The organism is Paenibacillus sp. Aloe-11, from assembly GCF_000245715.1.
GTDB classification, from domain to species: domain Bacteria; phylum Bacillota; class Bacilli; order Paenibacillales; family Paenibacillaceae; genus Paenibacillus; species Paenibacillus kribbensis.
In genome coordinates this window covers 285,627-309,410 of the sequence record NZ_JH601050.1, presented here as the reverse complement: position 1 = coordinate 309,410, position 23,784 = coordinate 285,627, and the positions used below count along the sequence as shown (strand labels likewise).

At 46.7% G+C, this 23,784-nt stretch carries 24 protein-coding genes; 7 read left to right on the top strand and 17 right to left on the bottom strand.

Features of this window, described 5'->3' with window-relative positions:
• Window positions 1–115: 115 nt before the first annotated feature.
• From WG8_RS07455 to ilvB, 4 genes are all read right to left on the bottom strand, one after another.
• A complete protein-coding gene (locus WG8_RS07455) occupies window positions 116–1,657 on the bottom strand; it encodes a 2-isopropylmalate synthase (protein ID WP_007429527.1) in 1,542 nt (513 codons plus the stop codon).
• A 127-nt stretch (window positions 1,658–1,784) separates the two neighbouring features.
• The gene (ilvC, locus tag WG8_RS07450) at window positions 1,785–2,777 is read right to left on the bottom strand and encodes a ketol-acid reductoisomerase (protein ID WP_007429526.1); all 993 of its coding nucleotides are present in this window, start codon (window positions 2,775–2,777) and stop codon (window positions 1,785–1,787) included.
• Between the two features lie 166 nt (window positions 2,778–2,943).
• Entirely contained in the window at window positions 2,944–3,429 is a 486-nt protein-coding gene (gene ilvN, locus WG8_RS07445; protein WP_007429525.1) for an acetolactate synthase small subunit, read from the bottom strand.
• 1 nt (window position 3,430) lies between these two features.
• A complete protein-coding gene (gene ilvB / locus WG8_RS07440; RefSeq protein ID WP_007429524.1) occupies window positions 3,431–5,176 on the bottom strand; it encodes a biosynthetic-type acetolactate synthase large subunit in 1,746 nt (581 codons plus the stop codon).
• Between the two features lie 613 nt (window positions 5,177–5,789).
• Between ilvB and WG8_RS07435 the strand changes: the two genes are divergently transcribed.
• Window positions 5,790–6,230 (top strand): GNAT family N-acetyltransferase, encoded by a 441-nt coding sequence (locus WG8_RS07435; RefSeq protein ID WP_007429523.1) that lies wholly within the window; start codon window positions 5,790–5,792, stop codon window positions 6,228–6,230.
• A gap of 33 nt (window positions 6,231–6,263) precedes the next feature.
• On the opposite strand, the gene WG8_RS07430 is transcribed toward WG8_RS07435, so the two are convergent.
• The 9 genes from WG8_RS07430 to WG8_RS07390 all read right to left on the bottom strand — a co-directional run bounded on the left by WG8_RS07430 (window position 6,264) and on the right by WG8_RS07390 (window position 14,666).
• Window positions 6,264–6,596: a hypothetical protein gene (locus tag WG8_RS07430; protein WP_007429522.1), complete on the bottom strand. Its 333-nt coding sequence runs from the start codon at window positions 6,594–6,596 to the stop codon at window positions 6,264–6,266.
• Between the two features lie 263 nt (window positions 6,597–6,859).
• Entirely contained in the window at window positions 6,860–7,819 is a 960-nt protein-coding gene (locus tag WG8_RS07425) for an ABC transporter permease (protein ID WP_007429521.1), read from the bottom strand.
• A 1-nt stretch (window position 7,820) separates the two neighbouring features.
• Complete coding sequence (locus tag WG8_RS07420) at window positions 7,821–8,900, bottom strand: ABC transporter permease (RefSeq protein ID WP_007429520.1); 1,080 nt, start codon at window positions 8,898–8,900, stop codon at window positions 7,821–7,823.
• Window positions 8,893–10,431, bottom strand: coding sequence for an ABC transporter ATP-binding protein (locus WG8_RS07415; protein WP_043890918.1), 1,539 nt, complete (start codon window positions 10,429–10,431; stop codon window positions 8,893–8,895). Before WG8_RS07415 ends, WG8_RS07420 begins: the two co-directional genes overlap by 8 nt.
• 137 nt (window positions 10,432–10,568) lie before the next feature.
• Window positions 10,569–11,606 carry a BMP family lipoprotein gene (locus tag WG8_RS07410; protein ID WP_007429518.1) on the bottom strand — a complete coding sequence of 346 codons (1,038 nt, stop codon included), beginning with the start codon at window positions 11,604–11,606 and terminating at the stop codon, window positions 10,569–10,571.
• Between the two features lie 371 nt (window positions 11,607–11,977).
• A complete protein-coding gene (gene rplT / locus WG8_RS07405; protein WP_007429517.1) occupies window positions 11,978–12,337 on the bottom strand; it encodes a 50S ribosomal protein L20 in 360 nt (119 codons plus the stop codon).
• 53 nt (window positions 12,338–12,390) lie between these two features.
• The gene (gene rpmI, locus WG8_RS07400) at window positions 12,391–12,591 is read right to left on the bottom strand and encodes a 50S ribosomal protein L35 (protein ID WP_007429516.1); all 201 of its coding nucleotides are present in this window, start codon (window positions 12,589–12,591) and stop codon (window positions 12,391–12,393) included.
• Window positions 12,592–12,611: 20 nt separating this feature from the next.
• Window positions 12,612–13,109: a translation initiation factor IF-3 gene (infC, locus tag WG8_RS07395; RefSeq protein WP_007429515.1), complete on the bottom strand. Its 498-nt coding sequence runs from the start codon at window positions 13,107–13,109 to the stop codon at window positions 12,612–12,614.
• A 318-nt stretch (window positions 13,110–13,427) separates the two neighbouring features.
• Window positions 13,428–14,666 carry a glycosyltransferase family 2 protein gene (locus tag WG8_RS07390; RefSeq protein WP_007429514.1) on the bottom strand — a complete coding sequence of 413 codons (1,239 nt, stop codon included), beginning with the start codon at window positions 14,664–14,666 and terminating at the stop codon, window positions 13,428–13,430.
• 604 nt (window positions 14,667–15,270) lie between these two features.
• On the opposite strand from WG8_RS07390, the gene WG8_RS07385 reads away from it, so the two are divergent.
• Together WG8_RS07385 and WG8_RS07380 are read left to right on the top strand one after the other, a co-directional pair.
• The gene (locus tag WG8_RS07385; protein ID WP_007429513.1) at window positions 15,271–15,798 is read left to right on the top strand and encodes a phosphatase PAP2 family protein; all 528 of its coding nucleotides are present in this window, start codon (window positions 15,271–15,273) and stop codon (window positions 15,796–15,798) included.
• A gap of 51 nt (window positions 15,799–15,849) precedes the next feature.
• A complete protein-coding gene (locus tag WG8_RS07380) occupies window positions 15,850–16,983 on the top strand; it encodes an MGDG synthase family glycosyltransferase (protein WP_007429512.1) in 1,134 nt (377 codons plus the stop codon).
• A 45-nt stretch (window positions 16,984–17,028) separates the two neighbouring features.
• Here the strand turns inward: WG8_RS07380 and trmB are convergent, their stop codons facing one another.
• Together trmB and WG8_RS07370 are read right to left on the bottom strand one after the other, a co-directional pair.
• Window positions 17,029–17,742, bottom strand: coding sequence for a tRNA (guanosine(46)-N7)-methyltransferase TrmB (trmB, locus tag WG8_RS07375; protein WP_007429511.1), 714 nt, complete (start codon window positions 17,740–17,742; stop codon window positions 17,029–17,031).
• Between the two features lie 104 nt (window positions 17,743–17,846).
• A complete protein-coding gene (locus WG8_RS07370) occupies window positions 17,847–18,044 on the bottom strand; it encodes a hypothetical protein (RefSeq protein ID WP_007429510.1) in 198 nt (65 codons plus the stop codon).
• Window positions 18,045–18,351: 307 nt separating this feature from the next.
• Here WG8_RS07370 and WG8_RS07365 point away from each other — a divergent pair, with 307 nt between their 5' ends.
• The 4 genes from WG8_RS07365 to WG8_RS07350 all read left to right on the top strand — a co-directional run bounded on the left by WG8_RS07365 (window position 18,352) and on the right by WG8_RS07350 (window position 22,030).
• Window positions 18,352–19,305, top strand: coding sequence for a TIGR01212 family radical SAM protein (locus tag WG8_RS07365; protein ID WP_007429509.1), 954 nt, complete (start codon window positions 18,352–18,354; stop codon window positions 19,303–19,305).
• The gene (locus WG8_RS07360; protein WP_007429508.1) at window positions 19,306–19,887 is read left to right on the top strand and encodes a class I SAM-dependent methyltransferase; all 582 of its coding nucleotides are present in this window, start codon (window positions 19,306–19,308) and stop codon (window positions 19,885–19,887) included. It abuts the gene before it with no gap.
• Window positions 19,888–20,052: 165 nt separating this feature from the next.
• Window positions 20,053–21,027: a type I phosphomannose isomerase catalytic subunit gene (locus WG8_RS07355; protein ID WP_007429507.1), complete on the top strand. Its 975-nt coding sequence runs from the start codon at window positions 20,053–20,055 to the stop codon at window positions 21,025–21,027.
• A 25-nt stretch (window positions 21,028–21,052) separates the two neighbouring features.
• On the top strand, window positions 21,053–22,030 hold the full coding sequence (locus WG8_RS07350) for an alpha/beta fold hydrolase (RefSeq protein WP_007429506.1): 978 nt from the start codon (window positions 21,053–21,055) through the stop codon (window positions 22,028–22,030).
• An 85-nt stretch (window positions 22,031–22,115) separates the two neighbouring features.
• On the opposite strand, the gene WG8_RS07345 is transcribed toward WG8_RS07350, so the two are convergent.
• Window positions 22,116–22,646, bottom strand: coding sequence for a YfiT family bacillithiol transferase (locus WG8_RS07345; RefSeq protein WP_007429505.1), 531 nt, complete (start codon window positions 22,644–22,646; stop codon window positions 22,116–22,118).
• 135 nt (window positions 22,647–22,781) lie between these two features.
• Window positions 22,782–23,784 (bottom strand): 2-oxoglutarate dehydrogenase complex dihydrolipoyllysine-residue succinyltransferase (odhB, locus tag WG8_RS07340; protein WP_007429504.1); only part of this gene is annotated, 1,003 nt, incomplete at its 5' end.

Here is a 23,784-nt window from a genome sequence, read left to right as displayed (position 1 = left end):
TTTTGCATCATTTGATTTGCAATGCTCGAAAGTACAATATATAGACAAACCAAACCATCTCGATCTATATATTGCTGAATTAAAATCGCTTTGGGGATTTATGCAAAATGTTCATTTAGGAATTATAATCTACGCGATTGCTGTAGTTTTTACGCTTGTCGATCAAACCGTTCAGTGCATCCACGTAAGCTCGGGCACTTGCTTCCAGAATATCGGTGCTTACACCACGCCCCTGTACAGACAGCCCGTTTTGCGTCAGCACCACGTGCACTTCACCCAAAGCATCCTTACCATGGGTAACAGACTTGATGGAGTAATCCGACAGTACAACGCTCTCGCCACTGGCTTCATCAATCGCATTGTAAATCGCATCAACAGAACCGTTCCCTTCAGCCTCCGTCTCAATAACCTGACCTTCTTCGTTAACCAGACTCACTTTGGCAGAAGGCGTAGTCTCATTGCCGAAGGTTACGAACATCGTTTTCAGTGTGAAGACCTCCGGTGTATCTGCCAGTTTTTCTTCCAGCAATGCCAGGATGTCATCATCCGATACTTCCTTCTTCTTGTCAGCCAAATCCTTGAACTGCCCGAAAGCGCGGTTCAGCTCTTCTTCACTCAATTCGTACCCCAGCTCAATCAAACGCTCGCGGAAGGCATGACGCCCGGAATGCTTGCCCAGAACCAGCTTGCTTTCCTTCAGACCGATACTTTCCGGCGTCATGATTTCATAGGTGGTTTTTTCCTTCAGCATGCCGTCCTGATGAATACCTGATTCATGTGCAAAAGCATTCGCACCAACAATTGCCTTGTTCCCCGGCACCACCATCCCTGTCAAACGGCTGACCAGACGGCTCGTACGGGAAATTTCTGACAATTGCAGAGATGTTTTGGCCTGAAAAAATTCCTGTCTCGTTTCCAGCGCCATCGCAATCTCCTCAATAGCTGTATTTCCGGCGCGTTCGCCAATACCGTTAATGGTTCCCTCAATCTGATCCGCCCCGTTCAGGATTGCAGCCAGTGTATTAGCGGTAGCCATACCCAAATCATTGTGACAATGCGCACTCAGTTGAATCTTATCTACATCAACTACATTTTCCTTGATATGCTTGAAAATGTTACCGTATTCATAAGGTGTCAAGTAACCCACCGTATCTGGGATATTGACGACAGACGCACCCTCCTGTACAGCCATGGTGACCATTTCGACTACAAAATCAAGCTCTGTACGGCCTGCATCCTCCAAAGAAAATTCCACTTTGGGCAAATATTTCAATCCGTAGCGAATGGCTGAACGGGCAGTCTCCAATACCTGTGCCTTCTCCATCCGCAGTTTATGCTGACGGTGAATCGGCGAGGTTGCCAAAAAGATATGGATACATGGGTCCTGTGCTCCCTTGAGCGCCTCGCGAACCGCATCAATATCCTGCTCCCTTGCACGTGAAAGCCCGATGACTGTTGAATTTTTGACAGCCTTGGCAACCGCATTAACAGCGGCCAAATCCCCCGGTGAAGCAGCCGGGAATCCTGCTTCCATACGGTCAATCCCCAGTTTTTCCAACTGATGGGCGATCTCTACTTTCTCACGGGTATTCAAGTTCACGCCCGGTGATTGTTCTCCGTCTCTCAACGTTGTGTCAAATATATATATTTTGCGCAACGTAATACACCTCCCTCAGGATTAGGACCTTTAAATTTACAATGCGGCTCACGCAATAAGCAGGGCCGCATTGTAAGATAAACTTTATAAATGAATCATATTGTCGAACACATAGTACAAAAAGAGCTTACTTTTTGATCCAATGCATCATTTCACGCAATTGTCCGCCCACCACTTCAATCGGATGGTTAGCTTCGTTACGACGAGTAGCCGTCAGGAACGCGCGTCCGGATTGATTTTCAAGGATAAAGTCACGAGCAAATTTACCTTGCTGAATATCAGTCAATACTTCCTTCATTGCTTTCTTCGTATCTTCTGTTACCACACGTGGTCCAGTTACATAATCACCATATTCTGCTGTATTACTGATGGAATCGCGCATCGTTGCCAATCCGCCTTCATACATCAGGTCAACAATCAGCTTAAGCTCGTGCAAGCATTCGAAGTAAGCCATCTCAGGAGCATATCCTGCTTCAGTTAATGTTTCGAAGCCTGCTTTTACGAGTGCGCTCACGCCGCCACACAATACCGCCTGCTCACCGAACAGATCCGTTTCCGTTTCTTCACGGAAGGAGGTTTCGATTACGCCCGCACGTGTACAACCGATGCCTTTGGCGTAAGCAAGACCGATTTCTTTGGCTTGACCCGTTGCATCCTGCTCAATTGCGATCAGACCCGGTACACCAAAACCTTCTACATAGGTACGACGTACCATATGCCCCGGGGATTTTGGAGCAACCAGCAATACATCACTATCTTTAGGAGCTACGATTTGTCCGAAATGAACATTAAAACCATGGGAGAACAAAAGAGCTGCGCCTTTTTTCAGGTTAGGCTCAATTTCATTTTTGTAAACAGAAGCTTGTGTTTCATCTGGCAACAAAATTTGAACCACATCTGCACGGCTTGTTGCATCAGCTACGTTCAGAACTTCAAAACCGTCGTTTCTTGCAACATCGGCTGATTTGCCTTCACGCAAACCAATAACAACATTCACACCACTGTCACGCAGGTTTTGTGCTTGAGCATGTCCTTGGCTACCGTAACCGATAACGGCAACTGTTTTTCCTTTCAATACGCTAAGTTCTGCATCTTTTTCGTAGTACGTTGTAACTGCCATGGTTAATTTCCTCCTTTTAATTGGACCCTTCATAATGAGCGGGTACTCCAAGAGATTTGACTTTGCTTTGTAAATTGGATCTAAAAATCTCCTCGAGCCCCCGCTCTTATGCGGGCGGTCTTTATTGATGTAATGGCTATAAGCGGTAATTCGTTAAAGCTCCATATTAAGCATTGCCACGTACCATCGCTGTAACCCCGGTTCGGGTCAGCTCACGAATGCCGTAAGGCTTTAATAATTCAATCATGGCGTCTATTTTTTCGGTATCGCCAATAACCTGAACGATCAAGCTCGTTGTCCCAACATCAATTACAGCTGCTCTGAATGTTTCCACCACACCCATGATTTCCGGCCGCTGAGGTGGCTCCGCCTTTACCTTGATCATTGCCAATTCACGGGCAACCATCGGCTTGGAGCTGAGATCGATGACCTTGATTACATCAACCAGCTTATACAGCTGCTTTTCAATCTGCTCCAGGTTATTCTCATCTCCTACAGTTACAATGACCATACGGGATAATCCGACTTCTTCCGATTGACCAACGGTTATACTCTCAATGTTAAAGCCACGGCGACCGAACAGACCGGACACACGCTGCAAAACGCCGGGATGATCATTTACCAGTACAGCAATGGTATTTTTAGTCGTCATTTTACTCGTCCCCCATCAGCATTTGATCAATTGTCGAACCTTGCGTCACCATCGGATATACATTCTCTTCCTTGCTGACTACAAACTCGACAACGACCGGTCCGGGTGTATCAAGCGCCTCCTGCCAAGCCCGACGTGCCTCTTCCTTATTCGTAGCACGCAGACCTTTTACACCGTATGCTTCAGCTAGTTTCACAAAATCCGGGCTTCCAGCCAGGTCAATGTGACTATACCGATTGTTATAGATCAATTCCTGCCATTGGCGAACCATTCCAAGCACCTGATTGTTAATGATTACGATTTTGACCGGTATATTGTTGATCGCGCAGATGGCTAATTCCTGCGAACACATTTGCATACCGCCGTCTCCGTTAATCGAGATTACCAATCTGTCGGGATTGGCCACCTGAGCGCCAATCGCTGAAGGAAAACCAAAGCCCATCGTCCCCAGTCCACCAGATGTCACCCATGAGCGCGGCTGATTGAATTTGTAATACTGTGCTGCCCACATTTGATGCTGGCCCACATCCGTCGTAACGATTGCGCCGCCCTTGGTCGTTTCATCCAGCAGTTCAATAACCCATTGTGGCTTGAGCACTGCTTCGGAATCCTTATAAGAATAAGGCTTTTCGTTCTTCCATTGCTGAATTTGTGCTCTCCATGCATCTGCCCGATCTGTGCGTTTCACATCCTGATTCAGCAATTCCAGTACCGCCTTCACATCGCCTACAATTGGAATATCGGTCGCTACGTTTTTGCCAATTTCAGCAGGATCGATATCAATGTGGACGATTTTGGCTTGTGGAGCAAATCCATCCAGTTTGCCTGTCACCCGATCATCAAAACGAGCACCGATACAGATCAGCAGATCCGACTGTTGAATAGCCTGATTGGAGGTGTACGTTCCGTGCATACCCGGCATTCCCGTCCACAGCTCGTGTCCGCTTGGGAAAGCTCCCAGTCCCAGCAATGTTGTCGTAATAGGAATTTCCGTTTTACGAACAAACTCGTAAAGTGCCTCATGTCCACCGGAGTATACAACCCCGCCACCGGCCAGAATGAACGGACGTTCTGCCTCTGATATAGCCTGAGTCAGCTTGTCTAGTTGAATCTTATTAGGCAGCACTGTCGGGTTATAGCCCCGCATGGTCACAGGTCCCGTTTGTGGAACAAACAGCGTTTGGGCTGCCGAAATATCCTTCGGGATATCAATCAGCACCGGCCCCTTGCGGCCTGTGTTGGCAATATGAAATGCCTCATGGATGATCCGCGGCAGTTCTTCTACGTCTCTTACCAGATAGCTGTGCTTCGTAATCGGCATTGTAATTCCTGTGATATCAGCTTCCTGGAAAGCATCCGTGCCGATCAGGGAGGATACTACATTACCCGTGATGACCACCAACGGCACCGAATCCATAAAAGCCGTCGCAATGCCAGTTACCAGGTTTGTCGCACCAGGTCCGGATGTTGCGATACAGACCCCAACTTTACCGCTTGCCCGTGCATAACCATCTGCCGCATGAATTGCTCCTTGCTCGTGACGGGTGAGAACATGCTTGAAATCCTTAAAGCCATACATGGCATCATAAATATAAAGCACTGCACCACCAGGATATCCGAAGACACATTCTACTCCCTCCAGCAACAGGCTACGGAGCAAAATTTCCGAACCTGTAATCACTTCAGGTTCCATCCACTTTTGACGTAATTCATCGGTTGACCGAACTTCAGGAATTTGTGCACTCATTGGTCATCCTCCTTTACAAAATTTACATACAGCTGACATTTGTGAAAACAAAAAAACCTTTCATCCCTAGAACAGACTTGCTGTTACTGAGGGACGAAAGGCTGTAGCTTCCGTGGTACCACCCGTGTTTGCCCGATATCTCACAATATCGAACCTTGGCAGGTACAGAAATCACAAAGGATTTCCATATCTGGCGTCTGTAACGTAGACCGTACGATTTTCCCTAATAGGTGAATCGGTGCACCGCTAAAATTCACTGGGCCCAAATACTTTTCAGGAAAACAGCTCCGAGGTGAGCTCGTTAAAAAGGGATTTTGGTGAAGCTTGCAGCTAATGCCTCACTCTCTGAACAAAAGAGCCCTAATCACTTCGTCCTCTTCATTGCCGTTGTGTTCATGTCATTCTTTCAAATGTTTAGACACATTATATGTCCCCCATCTGGGATAGTCAATACCCAGATTTCATAAAAATTTATGTTTATCTTTTGAAGCACCTCAAAGTCGCACGCATGTAACCGATGCCCGCATATGATAAAAAGACCACACGGTAAGATGGGTGCACACCTCCAAAACCACGTCTTGTCTTGTTAACTGGGTAGAAAAGGAGGCCCGTTATGATTCGCAAACGCATCGCTCAGGATGATAAGGTGATCTTTCGTCTGATCGAGCAGGAGCTTGTCCCCCTATCGCATTTAAGCACCCAGGAAATGGAGCAAATACGTAAAGAATTACCCCGGCGCTTAAACCGGGGCATCACTTTTGTGGCTTGCAAGCCGAATAATGCACAGGTTGTTGGCTTCATTCATGTTATGCTGCACGGGGAACTGTTATACATTGATTTGATCGCAATTTCTTCGGCTCATCAAGGTAAGCGCTACGGAAAAAAATTGCTGGAATATGCCGAGCACTACGGGCGAATACGACGCTGCAAGCGGGCCAAAGTCATGGTGGACGAAGACAATATCCGGGGAATCCATTTTTATCTGCGCCACCAATATCAAATATTGCGCTACGTAGCTCTGAGCCGATGCCACGAACTTGAAAAATCACTGTGAAAACCGGCTTCTTGGGATGCTGATCTTCTTATCCTAAAATAAATTAGGGTAAAACGGATAACCTAGCCCTGGATACCCAGGGTCAGGGTCAGCCTTAGCCCCGTATCCCGGTGCACCATAGCCTGGTCCGTAGCCGTTGTATCCGCCGTAGGCATAAGGAGCCGTGCCGATGGCAAGCAAGTCAAACAGCACCAGGGGAATAATCGCCTTCGTGTTTACTTTTTTCTTGCAGTTTGGTTGGAGAACCAGTCGGTTACCCGAAATGCGGATCAGCTTGCCGCTGACCTGGGAACCATCCTTGCGAGTAGCGAAGATGACTTTGCCAACAAGCTTCTCCACCTGCTTTCTGGTTACTGCCTGTTTCATCGTATTTCCTCCTTCTTTCTCAACGAATGGACAGATTGAACGGCTCCTTGATAGCTCACCACCACCACAAAATAGACTGGAGCTGACAGGGGCCGAGCGTCCGTCCAATCTGCATAGCACATTCTATTCTCTTCATACCAGAAGCGTATGTTTAAATGCCTGCACAACCTAAAAAAAATCTAGCACCTGCAGATGCAGATACCAGATTTTTGAGATGTCAATTACAGTTTTAAAACATAAAACTGTCAGCTATTGATGACTTATTAACGCTTGCTAGGATCATAAAGCTGACCCAAAGCAGCCGGAGCTCGTGACCGGCCTACAGCTGCTACCAGTACAATAATCGTCAAGAGATACGGCAGCATAAAAATAATTTCCTGGGGAATACTTTGCGACCATGCAAACAACTGTACATAGTTGCGAATCGCTTGTGAAAAGCCGAAAAATACGGCTGCGCCAAAAGCACCGAGCGGATTCCATTTGCCGAAAATCATAGCGGCAATAGCAATATATCCCTGACCGGAAACTGTATTGTGCGAGAACATATTGGTTGTAGTCAGGGTGATCGTAGCTCCACCAATACCTGCCAACGCACCACTGATCATGACACCGATATAACGAAGGCGATTAACCTTGATACCTACTGTATCCGCTGCACCCGGATGCTCCCCAACCGAACGCAAACGCAAGCCAAATGGAGTTTTATACAAGGTGAAATATCCAATAATAACCAACAAAATAGCCAGATACGTCGTTGGATATGCCTGGAAAAAAGCTTTCCCTGCAATTGGAATATCTACAAGGTAAGGAATGGATATTTCGCTAAAACCTTGAATACGACCGGTGTCACCATCACCTTCAAATAAAAGCTTGACCATGTATAGCGTACTACCTGCCGCCAGAAAGTTAATGACAATCCCGCTTATGACTTGATCGGCTTTAAACGTAATCGAGGCTACAGCATGAATCAACGAAACCAGAATACCGAACACCGCAGCCGACAGTACGCCTACCCAAGCCGCAGAGGTGCCTCCCAGTCCCGCTTGCTCGGCATAAAATCCGCCGACCCCAGCAGCAAACGCCCCGAATACCATTAGTCCTTCCAAACCGAGGTTCGTTACACCGGATTTTTCTGAAAAAACTCCGCCGAGAGACGCAAATATAATCGCCGTCGCAAAAACGAGCGTTGTATGGATTAATTCACCAAGTGTTAACCAACTCATTTTACAACACCTTCTCTTTCTTCCGCTTGGAGTAGAGCGGCTTCACAACCCAACGCACAATTCCTTGGGCCGCAATGAAGAAAATAATCGAGCCAATGACCACCCGGATAATTTCGGGCGGTACATCCGCGCTAAAGCTCATCCCTGCCGAACCATACGTAAGCGTTCCGAACAAAACAGAGCCCAGCAGCACACCGAACGGATTATTCATCCCGATCAGAGCCACGGCGATACCGTCAAATCCGGTTCCCGGTGATCCAGCCATGACGGATTGGTAATGAAATACCCCCAACACTTCAAATGCACCCGCCAATCCCGCAAAAACACCACTAATAAACATCGCTTTTACGATATTGCGATTTACATTCATACCAGCATAACGGGATGCATCCTGATTAAATCCGACAGCCCGAAGCTCGTAGCCCTGCTTTGTTTTCCACATGAAAATATAGAAAAATACCGCCGCCAGCAAAGCAATGACTGTACCCCAATGAACCCGGGCATTTCCCATCATCTGTGACAGCCATTCGATGGAGATGGAAGCGGAAGGCTGAATGTCCACAGAACGATTTTCACCTTCCAATAGTGCGAACTGATTAATCACCAAATTGGCCAAATACAGGCCAATCCAGTTCATCATAATGCAGGTAATAACTTCATTTACGCCTCGCTTGGCCTTCAAATAGCCTGCAATCGCAGCCCACAGGCCACCAAAAACCGCCCCTGCAATCACAGCCAGCGGAGCATGAATTATGGCAGGCAGTCCATGGAGCTTGATACCCACAATTGAGGCGGCTGTCATACCTACCAGAAACTGACCTTCGCCACCAATGTTAAACAGTCCGGCGCGAGCCGCAAAAGCAAATGCCAGACCCGTTAAAATCAATGGGGTCATTTCACGGATAGCCTCACCAAAATTGTATGAATCTCCGTATACACGGCTAAACAAAGCGGAATAAGCCACAATCGGATCATATCCGCCAATCAGCATGACGACAGCACCCAGAAGAAGACCCAAAATAATAGAGACCAGTGCCAGAACAAAGGAGTCTTTCGTAAATATTTTCAATAGGTTAGCCATTCTCTGCTCCTTTCTTCACTGCACTTCCTGCCATCATAAGTCCCAATTCCTGGTCATTCGTTTCTTCCGGCAACACTTCTCCGACAATTTTGCCCTCATAGATGACAGCAATACGGTCAGATACATTCATAATCTCGTCCAGCTCAAAAGAAATAAGAAGGACCGCTTTACCTTGATCCCGCTGAGCAATCAGCTGTTTCTGGACAAACTCAATGGCCCCGACATCCAGACCGCGTGTAGGCTGCGCTGCAATAAGAAGATCCGGATTTTTATCAATTTCACGCGCTATGATAGCCTTTTGCTGGTTTCCCCCAGACAACGCTCTTGCCTTTGTGTGAATATCCGGTGTTCTTACATCGAACTTCTCGATAAGGCTTTTTGCCTGTTTATCGATAGCCTCTTTATTCAAAAAGCCATTTTTACTGTAAGGTGCTTGATAATACGTCTCCAGCACCATATTTTCACTCATGGAAAAATCGAGCACCAGTCCATGTTTATGGCGGTCCTCCGGTATATGCGAAACACCTGCCTCGGAAATTTTGCGTGGCGGCTGATTTGCAATCTCTTGCCCAAGCAATTGAATGCTTCCACCATCGACCTTGCGCAAGCCTGTCAAGGCTTCAATCAGCTCACTCTGTCCATTGCCGTCTACACCAGCAATTCCCAGAATCTCGCCCGCCTTAACCTTCAGGTTCAACTCATCCAGAACACTAATGCCATCCTTGTTTTTAGAGACCACATGGTTCATTTCGAGTACAGTCTGTCCTGGCTGTGCACGTTGCTTGTCCACTTTAAAGGACACACGACGACCTACCATTTTCTCCGCCAGTTCATTCGGTGTTGTTGCTGACGTTTTGACTGTATCAACAACCTGACCTCGACGAATAATTGTAACCGTATCTGCAATTTGCATAATTTCTTTGAGCTTATGCGTGATAAGAATGATGGATTTACCCTCAGCTACCAAGCGCTTCATAATGTCCAGCAGCTCGGTGATTTCTTGTGGTGTTAACACTGCTGTCGGCTCATCGAAAATAAGAATATCTGCACCGCGATAAAGCGTTTTGATAATTTCCACACGTTGCTGCATACCAACAGATATATCCTCAATTTTGGCATTCGGATTCACTTGAAGCCCGTATTGCTCAGACAACCGCTGTACTTCGGCGGCAGCCTTTTTATAATTGATTTTCAGACCTTTACGCGGCTCGGAGCCCAGGACAATATTTTCGGTAACGGTAAACGGCTGTACGAGTTTAAAATGCTGATGCACCATGCCGATCCCCAGATCAATCGCCTTATTTGGGCTATCAATCTGCACTGGCTTACCGCCGATTTCAATCGTCCCTTCTTCTGGCTGATACAGTCCGAAAAGAATATTCATAAGCGTAGATTTACCCGCACCATTCTCACCCAAAAGGGCATGAATTTCTCCCTTATGCAGCTTGATGCTGATGGAGTCGTTGGCAACGATGCCTGGGAATCGTTTTGTAATTTTCTTCAACTCAACGACGGGGGTCGCTGCATCCATGAAATCACCCTTATACACTTTATAGTATGTGCTCCAATGAGCTGACTGATCTTTATGATTCGTATAACTCCAGACGTAAGAACAAGGCTAGTCTTATGAACCAGCCTTGCCGCCACCTCTATGTTCTTCAAACACGATTATTTCGAAGGAACTGTAATTTCGCCCTTAATAATTTTTTGCTTATATTGCTCTACAAGATCAAGTACGTCTTTAGGGACATTTTTCGTTGATGTATCCGCCAGACCAACTCCGTTATCCTTCAGAGCCAGTGTTTCAATACCACCCTTGAACTTACCATCAACAACTTCTTGAGATACGCGTTTTACAGCTTCATCCACACGTTTCACCATGGAGGTCAACGTTACATCGTCACCAAACTCAAGGGATTGGTCTTTATCAACACCGATAACCCATACTTGCTGCCCTTGTTTCTTCCGTGCGAGTGCTTCGTTAAATACGCCTGTACCCGAGCCGCCAGCCGCGTGGAAAATAATATCTGCACCATCGTTGTAGATCGTTGCAGCAGCAGCCTTGCCGAGGTCCGGCTTATCAAATGCACCAGTGTAGTTTACTTCCAATTTCGCATTTGGATTTACAGCTTTAATCCCTGCTTCAAAGCCTTTTTCAAAACGTTTGATCAGCGGGCTGTCTTGTCCACCCACAAAACCAATTTTGTTTGTTTTGGTAAGCTTACCAGCTACAACCCCTACCAGGAAGGAACCTTCATTTTCAGCAAAAACAACCGATTTTACGTTAGGCGCATCTACGACACTGTCGATGATCGCCAGATTTTTGTTCGGGTTATCTTTTGCTACTTGTCCAATCGCATTCGCCAGATTAAAACCGATTCCCCAAGTCAGGTTAAAATCACCTTTAACAAATTGGTTCAGGTTAGGAATATAATCTTGATCCGATTTACTTTGCAGGTATTTAACTTTAGCACCTGTTTCTTTCTCAGTGGCTTGCAGTGCTTCCCAAGCAGATTGGTTAAACGATTTGTCGTTTACTCCACCCACATCTGTAACCATGCCAATTTGGACATTTGATGATTTGGCAGAACTGCCTGTGTCCCCACCACTTGCGTTGGACGCACCTTGGTTTTTGCTACCGCAGCCTGCGAGAATGACCGAAATCGCCAGCAGCATAACCAAAGACATACTGAACATTTTCTTCATGCTGATACTGTTCCCCCTTAGTGTTAGATCCCTGGAACTGCCTCTTTTTCTTTGAAAATGGTACATGCCATACATGTCATTTACTGACGAGACAGATCGTACAGAAGACTTACTTTAGAGATTATACAATTATGATCGGCTAAAATCTAGATAATTAATAACCTTGGGTCAATTTTTTTTGAATTCCCATAAATGTAAGCGTTACAACTTGAAAAAATACATACATTCTGCCATCACACGTCATATTCATTCGTATTTTGGGGAAATTATACCTTTTCGCATCACAAAACATATACAAAAAAAGGCATCCCTACACAGCGTACTGCTTGGGATACCTCTTTTACCACTTTCGTGGTCTCCACGCTCAATAATTAAGCGTTGATTTTGCCTTTAGCAACAGTTGCCAAAGAGTTGAACGCATTGATATCGTTGACTGCAAGATCAGCCAGGATTTTGCGGTTAATGTCCACACCAGCCAGTTTCAGGCCGTGCATCAGTTTGCTGTAAGACAAACCATTCAAACGAGCTGCTGCATTGATACGCACGATCCACAATCTGCGGAAATTACGTTTCGTCTGACGACGGTCACGGTATGCGTAAACAAGCGATTTCATTACCTGCTCGTTAGCTGTTTTAAAAATGCGGTGTTTGGAACCAAAATAACCTTTAGCAAGCTTCAATACTTTTTTATGACGACGACGAACGACGAATCCGCCCTTTACTCTTGCCATATCAAAAGACCTCCCAAATAATGTTTATGCTTTATTTATTGCCGAGCTATATGCTATTTCAGGTTAGCAAGACCTTGTTTCAGACGTCTAACGTCCCCAGGTGCCATCTCAGGGTTAGTACCCAGAACACGTTTTGCACGTTTGGATTTGTGGGAAAGCAAGTGGTTTCTGTAAGCTTTGTAACGCGTTACTTTACCAGTACCGGTAATCTTGAAGCGGCCTTTAAGGCTGCTATGTGTTTTCATTTTAGGCATTGAACTTCCTCCTTAATTTATCATTGGCTCTTTGGAGCCAATATCATAATCATGCTGCGTCCTTCGAGCTTGGGTTGGCGCTCCACGGTACAAAGATCAGCAACTTCCGTTTTCACACGCTCGAGAATTTTTTGTCCCACATTAGCATGGGTAATTTCACGACCGCGGAAACGAACAGAGCATTTCACCTTGTCCCCTTCATTCAGGAACTTCACCACATTGCGAAACTTGGTTTGGTAGTCATGTTCCTCGATGTTGGAACGGAACCATACCTCTTTGATGTCAACGATCTTCTGGTTCTTACGGGCTTCCTTTTCTTTCTTCTGCTGCTCATAGCGGAATTTTCCGTAATCCATAATCCGACACACGGGCGGCTTCGCTTGAGGCGCCACGTTCACGAGATCCAAGTTTGCGTCAATCGCCATTTGCAGAGCTTCACGAGTCGGTTTAATCCCGATTTGTTCCCCGTTTGCACCAACAAGACGTACTTCTCTCACCCGAATCTCATCATTGATCATATGTTCCTTACTAATAACCCTCCACCTCCAGAACCTGTTATTTTTGTATTTTGTGTGTAGACACAAAAAAGGGATGACGACTATACAGCCGACATCCCTGTCTGATACTCAATTCATCATGAAAATTCAATTCACAAATCATTGGATCATGACCAGCCGGCAATACCGGGCAGGTGAGAAGTCGGACCTTCTGCTTGTTAATCCATATTCTTCAATTAACATACTCATGTATCTTATCATCTTGCAGACGATGTGTCAACACCCTTCAAAAAAACAAGTGACACCTCACCTCTTCGGTACATTTATACCGTTCTGCAATTATCCTTGCTTGCTCTGAACCTCTTCCAGACGAACGACACGCGTATGCTGAGTGTGGCTCCACTGCTTATTGTTCTGTGTGAAGAACGCATAGAACGTAATCGGATACCAAGAAACCAGATAGACCGGGAACAGCAGCAAGTACAGATATACTTTTCTGAACGTAACCTTTTCCAAGATCATCGCGATCAAAAAGGTGATAATATTCAGACTCACAGCCACAAAACCGGTCCAAGCAGGGAATTGCACATAGATATTTTCGATATTAGGTCCACCAAATAACGCAATATCTACCCACATCACCATTGTCATCAAGAAGGTAAACAATACGATATACACGTTCAGACCATAAAGAGCCATATCGAATTTAATCAAACTTCTATGCTTGATACTTTGCCACAGCAACGGGAAGAAGTAACGACGAGCGACCGTGAAGTGGCCCTGCATCCAGCGCAGACGCTGTCTGGACGAAGCTTTGAACGTCAACGGCTTCTCATCATACACCTTGGCATCGTAATTAAATCTTGGATATACATTGCGTTGTGTACAACGCATAGTGAATTCCAAATCCTCTACCAGACTTGTTGCACCCCAACCCATTTCCTTGAGCAAATTCGTTTCAAAGCACATGCCTGTACCACCAAGGAAATTGGCCATATTCAGGTTGTGACGCGACAGCTGCCACAGACGGTTGATGTACCAGTAAGATACCCCGTATGCCGCTGTGATCCAAGAATCCTCAGGATTTTTGGTATCAATGTACCCCTGGATAACACGGGCCCCTGTGCACAAATCATTGTTCATTTCACTCAAAAAATTGGTATGCGCCAAATTGTCAGCATCAAACATGACAATAGCATCATATTGGCGTGGCATAGCCCATAATTCCTTGAGCATCCACTCAATAGCGTAGCCTTTACCACGCAAATTCGGATTCGTGCGTTCACAAGCATTCATACCGTGAGCGCGAACGATGTCCGCTGTCTTGTCCGTACAGTTATCACAAATCACGAATACATCGTATAGTTCCTTCGGATAGTCAAGCTGCTTCAGGTTTTCCATCAATGCTCCAACAACCTGTTCTTCATTGTGGGCAGCGACTAAAATGGCAAACGATTTTTCTGGAGCTGCTTGCTCTTTTCTTTTTTTGCGTACCAATCCGAACAAGGAGAATGCAAACTGATAGACAGCGATCACTGCCAGTATGATCTGGAGCGTCACAAAAATAGCGTCTAACATAATCTCTTGTTACCCCCTTTTTATACCCCTTTAAAAATCTTGCGTTTATTTGTTTTCTCTCTGTATAGCGCAAGTTGCGGCGCTTTTGTGCGCCTTTTTCTGTAATTTTGACCCGACCCTTGCTTTCTTCATTGGCTGTGCGCAGCCCCGTTTTGGCTGACACAGGAATGCCATTACGATTTTCGTTGGTTTTCAATCTTTTGTCAAAGCCTTAAAACCGGTCTCAGCAGCAAAAAAACACGACAAACTCCCATTTAATCCGGGAATGCAACACTGAGCCTCTCATTCATAACGCTTAGGTCTTATTTTCATCCATTTGCTAACTTTTTATTTCTTTGGTCCCTCCTTTTAGTGGAGCAATTAGCAACCACTTCTAACCACTCTATCTTATTAGACGGATGAACGCAAAGAAAGTTATACAATTCAGCTTATATTCCTTAAACATTTTTGTGTAGAATTGAACCAAGTGAGTGGTGATTCTTGAAATGAATAGCGTTTAAAAATATGATGGGAGCAAGAGAATAATTACTTATGGACTGATTCTGTCAAAGTGATTGAAAATATTTGCCGACCTTACCCTGAAACGGCAACCGGAGGAAACCAAATGCAACGTCTAGTCGTAAAACTTATAAACCTGGAGCAGCAGTTGTTCAAATGGATCAACGGACGCTTACACAACCGTTTTTTGAACTTCTGGCTTTATTATCTCACACATTTGGGCGGGGCCACTTTTACAATAGCCTCTACGTTACTTATTTGGTGGCTCGCTCCGAATCCATGGAAGGATGCCGCTATGAAGGGAGCCATTGCCCTGGGGGTCAGTCATATCCCCGTGGCGATTGTTAAAAAGCTGTATCCGCGGATTCGCCCATATTTGGCGCTACCGGGTACAAATACATTTCGCAACCCCCTGTCGGACCATTCTTTTCCCTCAGGGCATACAACCGCCATTTTTTCAGCTACTGTTCCTTTTATGCTTCAGTCACCGATGCTTACCCTGCCGTTGTTGCCTGTAGGAATAATTGTAGGATTTTCCCGGATTTACTTAGGGCTTCACTATCCCACGGATGTACTTGCAGGAGCGGTTATCGGAGCTTCTGCAGCAATAGGGACGGTTGCATTCTGGCCTTAAAGCCGATATGGTATGATTGAGAACATCCCAGCAGGAACAGGTGAAATGAGAGTGGCTAAAAAACGAGTGTTATTATTATCGGAAGGTTTCGGTGCCGGACATACTCAGGCTGCATACGCGCTCTCAAGCAGCTTGCGGAAGCTTTCTCCGAATGTGCAGACCCGAGTGCTGGAGCTGGGGAGCTTTTTGAATCCAAGAATGGCCCCGCTCATTATTACAGCATACAAGAAGACTGTTGTATCGCAGCCTCGTCTAGTCGGATTGGTTTACCGTCATCAGTACAAAAAATCATTAAACCGTCTTACAACGCTCGCTTTGCACCGTCTGTTCTACACACAGACCCGAAACATTCTGCGGCAGCTCCGTCCCGATTTGGTGGTATGTACTCATCCTATCCCGAGTGCGGTGATTTCACGCTTAAAGCGCTTAGGCTTACATGTTCCGCTTTGTACTGTCATTACAGACTACGATGCACATGGAACATGGATCAGTCCCGAGGTTGATCGGTACTTTGTATCTACGCCTGAAGTCATGCGCAAGCTGCGAGCACGTGGAGTACCCGTATCGAAAATCCAGGTGACCGGTATTCCGGTTCATCCAAATTTTTGGGAACATCCGGGGCACGATGAAATTCGGGAACAATTTGGCCTTAAGCCCATCCCGACTGTACTCGTTATGGGCGGCGGCTGGGGACTTATGAACGACGAAGTCATTCATCGCTCGCTTACCGAGTGGAGAGAAAACATTCAATTTATTTTTTGTTTGGGTCACAATGATAAAATGCGTCGTAAAATGCAGCTGGACCCCCGTTTCAATCATTCGAATATTCATATTTTCGGATTCACACGGGAAATCGACAAATTAATGGAGGTATCGAATCTACTTATTACCAAACCCGGCGGAATGACATGTACCGAGGGGTTAGCCAAAGGGATTCCGATGCTGTTTCACAAACCTCTTCCCGGACAGGAGGAGGAAAATTGTCAATACTTTACGGCTCAAGGCTTCGGAGAACCGATTACTTCGCTGGATGTTGTCGTTAAATGGATGAACCGATTACTACACGATTTTCCGGAAATCGTTCGCAAGCGACAGGAGCACGTCCATAATGTAGCGCGATTCTATCCTCTTCAGAGCGCACAGAGTATTTTGGATATACTGGAACCAAACGGGGTGCTTTCCTAAAAAGGAAGCACCCCGCTTTATTTTAACAGCTATATCGCTATCGCTTTACTTTCCGTACTTTTCAAGACGTATTTTTTCGTATTCTTCCAAAGCGTCTTTGCCAATCAGCACCTCGACACGATGGATATTCATGCCTTTGCCCATAAATTTTTGTTCATATTCCGTCATGACATGCTCCTCGTTAATCCCCTCACGATGAAGGTTCAACGAAATATTCGTCATTTGCAGACCGCTGTCGGCAAATGAATTCAAGGAAAACTCAAACAGTGTCTCCGAATCCGTCTTAAAGTGAATTTGCCCTTTGCTGTTCAAAAGCTGACGGTACTTGTCCAAAAAGCGCGGATGCGTCAAACGACGGCGCGCGTGCTTGGTTTTAGGCCAGGGATCACTAAAATTCAGATAAATGCGTTCAATTTCTCCAGGCTCAAAAACATTCTCAATCTGTTCAATGTTTGCCAGTGCCAATTTGATATTGGGCGGTGTACCGACCTCTGTATCGCTCCAGGCCAGACGAGACTTTTCCGTTGCACGTCGTACCAATTCATCGTACATATCAAAGCCAATGTAATTGACGTCCGGATTCCGGAAGCTCATTTGGCTAATAAACTGTCCTTTGCCCATGCCAAATTCCACATGAATCGGACGATCATTGCCGAAAAGCTGCTGCCAATTTCCTTTATACTGTGCCGGCTCCAAGATGACCAGATCCTGTTGTTCTTCCAAGCTTTCCCTTATTCCTTTTCTTCCGCGTAAACGCATGTTACTCCTCCATATACTCTGTTATCAAGGAAAAAGGAATTCCATCCCCGCTTGAAGATACGGAAATGAAATTCCTTTTTCAATATATTTGGATTGGGGTCCAACTAATTTAATTGTTCATAGTCTACCGCATCAGCAGGTGAAAAATCAATTGTCTTTTGGCAAGCTGCTCTGATTTTCTGACGTGCGGCCGTTCCAATCTGACGATCCTGCCCAAAACGGACACCAGTCAGCGCCAACGCCTCATCAAAGGTTAGCTCAACAGTAACTTTATTCATACGTGTTTTATCCTGCGTATTCATAAAAAATCACCTCACGGGTTATTAATGTTGGAACCGACGTGCACTTCCCCTACAGCAGGCGATAGAAACAGCATAGCTGCCTTCCTGAAAAATCATCATTAGTCGACAGCTAATTTTTATTTCCAGGATCGAAATCAGTCCTTATATCGTATGTCTGGTACCGCTTACAATATAACATATCGTGTAACCTTTTTCAATCCTGAATCCAGTAAAATCCGCACTTTTTATCGCCTTTTCTGTCAAGTGATTCCCAATTTAGACTGATCTTTGTTACAATAAGGTGATCGTAAAAAAAAGGAGTACACCCATGAAAACAGATTTGTTGCCTGCTCCTCTCCTATGGGGAGATAAACGGTTCCATACTTGGAATTACGAAATGCGCGAGCAATTTGAAAATAAAGTGTTCAAAGTCATGCTGGATGCGGGTTTTACATGTCCAAATCGCGATGGTTCTATTGCCAAAGGAGGCTGCACTTTTTGCAGCGCACGCGGGTCGGGTGATTTTGCCGGACGCCGCCGTGATGATCTGGTCACCCAGTTCAATACGATTCGGGATCGTCAGCATTTAAAATGGCCAAACGCCAAATATATCGGCTATTTCCAAGCCTATACCAATACGTATGCACCGGTTGAGGAACTGCGGGAATACTTCGAGGTTATTCTGGAGCAGCCGGGGGTTGTGGGTCTGTCCATCGCTACCCGCCCTGATTGCTTGCCTGACGATGTGGTGGATTACCTTGCCGAGTTGAACGAGCGCACGTACCTGTGGATTGAAATGGGACTCCAAACCGTCCATGAATCCACCTCAGAGCTGATTAACCGTGCTCATGACACTCAATGCTATCTGGATGCGGTGGAAAAGCTGCGCAAGCGCAATATTCGCGTGTGTGCCCACATCATTTATGGTCTTCCGCAGGAGACGCATGAAATGATGCTTGATACGGGACGCGCAGTAGCGGCTATGGACGTGCAAGGCATTAAAATTCATCTGCTGCATCTTATGCGCAAAACGCCGATGGTCAAGCAGTATGAAGCAGGCTTGTTGCGCTTTCTGGAAAGGGACGAATACGTTAAGCTGATCGTCGATACCCTGGAATTTTTGCCGCCCGAGATGATCGTTCATCGGCTGACTGGAGACGCTCCCCGCGATTTGCTGATGGGACCCATGTGGTCGCTCAAGAAATGGGAAGTCCTTAACGCCATTGATGATGAGCTGAAATCGCGTGAAACGTGGCAGGGCAAATACTGGAGGCAGCCATAAATGGGTTTCCTGTCTGTCTTGAGCTATGCTCATCAATTGGTGGCTGCGCGCGTGCAGCCAGGCGATGCTGCTGTAGACGCCACCGTCGGTACAGGAGCAGATACGCTGTTTCTGGCCAAGGCCGCTGGCAAACGAGGCCGTGTCTACGGCTTTGATATTCAGCAGGAGGCATTGCAACTCGCCCGGCGTCGGCTGGAAGAAAACACCTCTCCCTCATTGGCAGAGGTAACACTGCTGCTGCAGGGTCATGAGCAAATGAGGGAGGCCGTTCCTGGCAACCTGCATGGCAAGGTCGCTGCGGTTATGTTTAATCTCGGCTACCTGCCGTCTGAAGGCGCCGATCCATCTGTCATCACGCATACGGACAGTACGCTCGCCGCGCTTGAAGCGGCCCTGCAGCTGCTGCGACCACGCGGTATTCTGACCGCCGTATTATATCCAGGGCACGCCGGAGGCAGTGAAGAAGCGGAAGCTGTCCTTCAATGGGCTTCTGCTCTCCCCGTCTCCATCGGCCAAAGTATCATTTATCGTCAATTACAACGAGACACTTCGCCATATTTGGTGGCGGTTGAAAAAAAATAGCATACCGGCTTATCAAGCCAACTTATCCAGGTTATGTGCGGCTTTTTCCAGCCGCCTTACATATATCATTTTGTGAGTATCATTTTGTGAGTATCATTTTGTGAGTCGTAGTCGTAAGGGTTATTCTGTTGTGCACTCATTACTCATTCATGGAGGAGAGAAATTATGCTGAAGCCATATCCGCTGCAATTTCAACCTGAATTTAAAGAAAGAGTCTGGGGAGGACGAGCATTAGAACAATTTGGTCTAACCCCACCAGAAGGACATATTGGCGAAGGATGGATGATTGCCGATCATCCGAATGGAACAACAACGGTCATCAATGGCGAGCTAGCAGGCAAAGGGCTGGATGAGATCCGTGAAGCTTATGGACAGGAATGGCTTGGAGCCAAAGGAGTATCGGAAAAAGGTGGCCGCTTCCCGCTTCTGATCAAGCTGCTGGATTGCAATGATGATTTGTCCGTACAGGTACATCCGACAGATGATTATGAGGGACTTCCAGCTGGAGAGCTTGGAAAAACCGAAATGTGGTACGTGCTTGATGCCAAGCCGGATGCGAAAATCATTTATGGTCTGACAGAAGGTGTAACGCGCGAAAGTCTGCGTACAGCTCTTGAAAGCGGAGACATCCTCGGCAGCTTGCGTCAGGTTCCTGTTGAGGCAGGCGATACATTCTTCATTCCCGCCGGAACTGTACATGCGCTGTGCGCGGGTGTTGTCGTTGCTGAAATCCAGCAAAATTCGGATACGACCTATCGGTTATATGACTACAACCGCCCTGGTTTGGATGGCAAGCCCCGTGAATTGCATATTGAGGATTCCCTCAATGTGACCTCTTACGAAGGTGCAGGTGCAACAACGATGAAAACAGGCGGCTTACAGCCGGGTGAATGGCTCCAGCTTGCAGCCTGTGAGTATTTTGTCGTAGAAAAGGGAATCGTAGATGGAAGCTGGTCGCTTTCCACAACGAAAGACAGCTTTACCATTCTTGTCATTTGCGAAGGCAGTGGTACCCTTACATGGGGCGATAGTGCTTCATCTCTTTCCTGTAAAGCTGGAGATTGCTTCTTGCTACCTGCCAATCTGAACGGTTACACATTGAATGACAAAATGACCGTACTTAGATCTTATCTTCCTTAAAGCTTAAAGGATGTGATGTCTAACCATGCGGGAATACACCTTCACCATCGTTGAAAACGACGGAACCGAGCTTTTTGCCTACCGCTGGCTGCCCGATCAGCAGATACCCCTAAAGGGGATTGTACAAATTTCACATGGCATGTGTGAGAGGTCCTACCGCTATATCCGACTGGCCGATAAGCTCACTGCTTCCGGCTACGTTGTGTATGCCAACGATCATATCGGTCACGGGCGTACAGCTGGTGATCTTGATAAGCTCGGTATGCCGGGAGCAAACGCGTTCAATCGAATGGCAAACGGCATGCTGGAGCTAGGCGAAATTGCGGCTAAGGAGTTCCCAAATCAGCCTCGTTTTTTGCTGGGTCACAGCATGGGCTCCTTTTTAACCCAAAAAATAATGTATGACGACAGGCAGGTGTATCAGGGGTTTATTTTATCGGGAACGAACGGGCGGCGTGGTCTGTTAAAGCTCGGAGAGCAGGTTGCCTTGGTACAAGCCAAGCTGCAAGGAATGGATCATCGCAGCATGCTGCTCAATGCGATGGTCTTCGGAGGGTTTAACCGCTCCTTTCGTCCGGTGCGTACGGCATTTGACTGGCTATCCCGTGATCCAGAGGAAGTAGATCAATTCGTACATGATCCATGGTGTGGAGCCATCTGTACGACAAGCTTTTTTCTTGATTTCTTCAGGCTGCTGCAGGAAATCCATTGGCCTTCCTCGCTGGAAAGCATTAACCCTAAACTGCCAGTCTACATATTTGCCGGGGATCGTGATCCGGTGGGATTGTTCGGTAAAGGTGTATTATCGCTGGTCGATATGTACCGAAGCCTGGGGCTTCAGGATCTGGAATATCGCCTCTACCCTGATGGTCGCCATGAGATGCTGCATGAAACAAACCGTGATGAGGTCATGAGTGACATTGTTGACTGGCTGGACCGTCATATTAACGCAGCAACGACCTCCGTGTCTGTTTTGTCTGGAGGCTCTGAGGCATCTTTATAAATAGCTCTTAATAAGAGAAACCTTCAAAACCACGGTTAACGTGAGTTTAAAGGTTTCTTTTTTTCAGTTCAGCTTATGTTGAAAATCACCATGCATTCCGTTCCCTTAGGGAAGTGATATGAGCTGTATGATGCTTGCCGTGCCAGGCATAGATGCCGATGTTTCGTTCGAGCCGGATCGTCTGGCCTGATTCAGGATGAATAAACGTTCGATGCAGCTGATCTTCTCCTAATGATCGCAACACGGTGGCCCACCGTTCATGCAGCCCTTCCAGCAATTGCAGCGAGGGTTCCAGTGGAAGCTCCCTGGCGTCTGGCATTTCGGCCCAACGTCCCTCATCGTATGGCTTAATTGTCGGTGTATCCTCCGTCAGCGCCAGCTTAAAACGAATATAGCTGTTCATATGGCTGTCTGCCAAATGATGAACAACCTGTCTTATCGTCCAGCCCCCTTCACGATAAGGCGTATTAAGCTGCTGCTCATTCAATCCCTCAACCGCCTGACGAAGCTGCGAAGGCAGTTCAGCAATGTCGTGAATCCATGCCAAAAGCTGTTCTTCTGTAATCATATCCGGAACGACGAACGGCCCAATCGGGTAGCGCAAATCTTTGTCCAAAACAATCCCCGCCCTTCTCTGCATCTGAGTGTCTATTAGGTCTGAATCTTATGGTGTAACTATGCAGGAAAAAAAGCAGACCCGCAAGAGTCTGCTTTTTTCATATCCATATGCCTGAATACAGTTGGATCTCTATTATCCCTCAAGCAGCAGGGATTCTGGATCTTCCAGTAATTCTTTGACCGTTACCAAGAAGCGAACCGCTTCGCTGCCATCGATAATCCGGTGATCGTAAGACAAGGCGATGTACATCATCGGACGATTTTCCATACGCTCCTCGTCAATTGCAATCGGGCGAAGCTGGATTTTGTGCATTCCCAAAATACCCACCTGCGGGGTATTCAGAATTGGCGTAGACAGCAGGGAACCAAAAATACCTCCATTGGTAATGGTAAAGGTTCCACCTTGCAAATCTGCCAGCGAAAGCGAGTTGGAGCGTGCTTTGCCAGCCAAATCTGCAATGCTTTTCTCTATTTCAGCAAAGCCGAGACGGTCAGCGTCCCGTACGACTGGCACGACCAAACCTTCCTTGGCAGATACAGCAATCCCGATATCATAGTATTTTTTCAGTACAATATCATCGCCGTTAATTTCTGCATTCACGGTAGGGAATTGCTTGAGTGCGCCAACCACTGCTTTCGTAAAGAAGGACATAAAGCCCAGCCCTACATCATGCTTCTCTTTGAACTTATCTTTACGGCGTTTACGAACATCGAGAACGGCGGTCATATCCACTTCATTAAAAGTGGTAAGCATAGCGGCTGTTTGCTGTGCCTCAACAAGGCGCTTGGCAATCGTCGCTCTGCGACGAGACATCCGCTGGCGTTCTACAGGCTTGCTATACTCCGTTGGAGATGGAGATGAAGCCGCAGGCTTGTTGACAGCGGGAGACGCAGGTACAGTCGATGCCGCACGCGCAACCTCAGCGCTGTTCGTATGCGTTTTAACGTCTCCCTGGAACACACGCCCAAGCGGGTCTTTTCCCTGTACCTGCTCCAGATCAATGCCGCGTTCACGCGCCAGCTTCCGGGCGGATGGAGATGCCGTCTGATTTCCCCCGTCACTATTGGACGAAATAGGCTGTGTGGCCTTTTCCGCTGCTGCAGAAGCTGGTGTAGTCGCTACGGGCGGTGCCTCC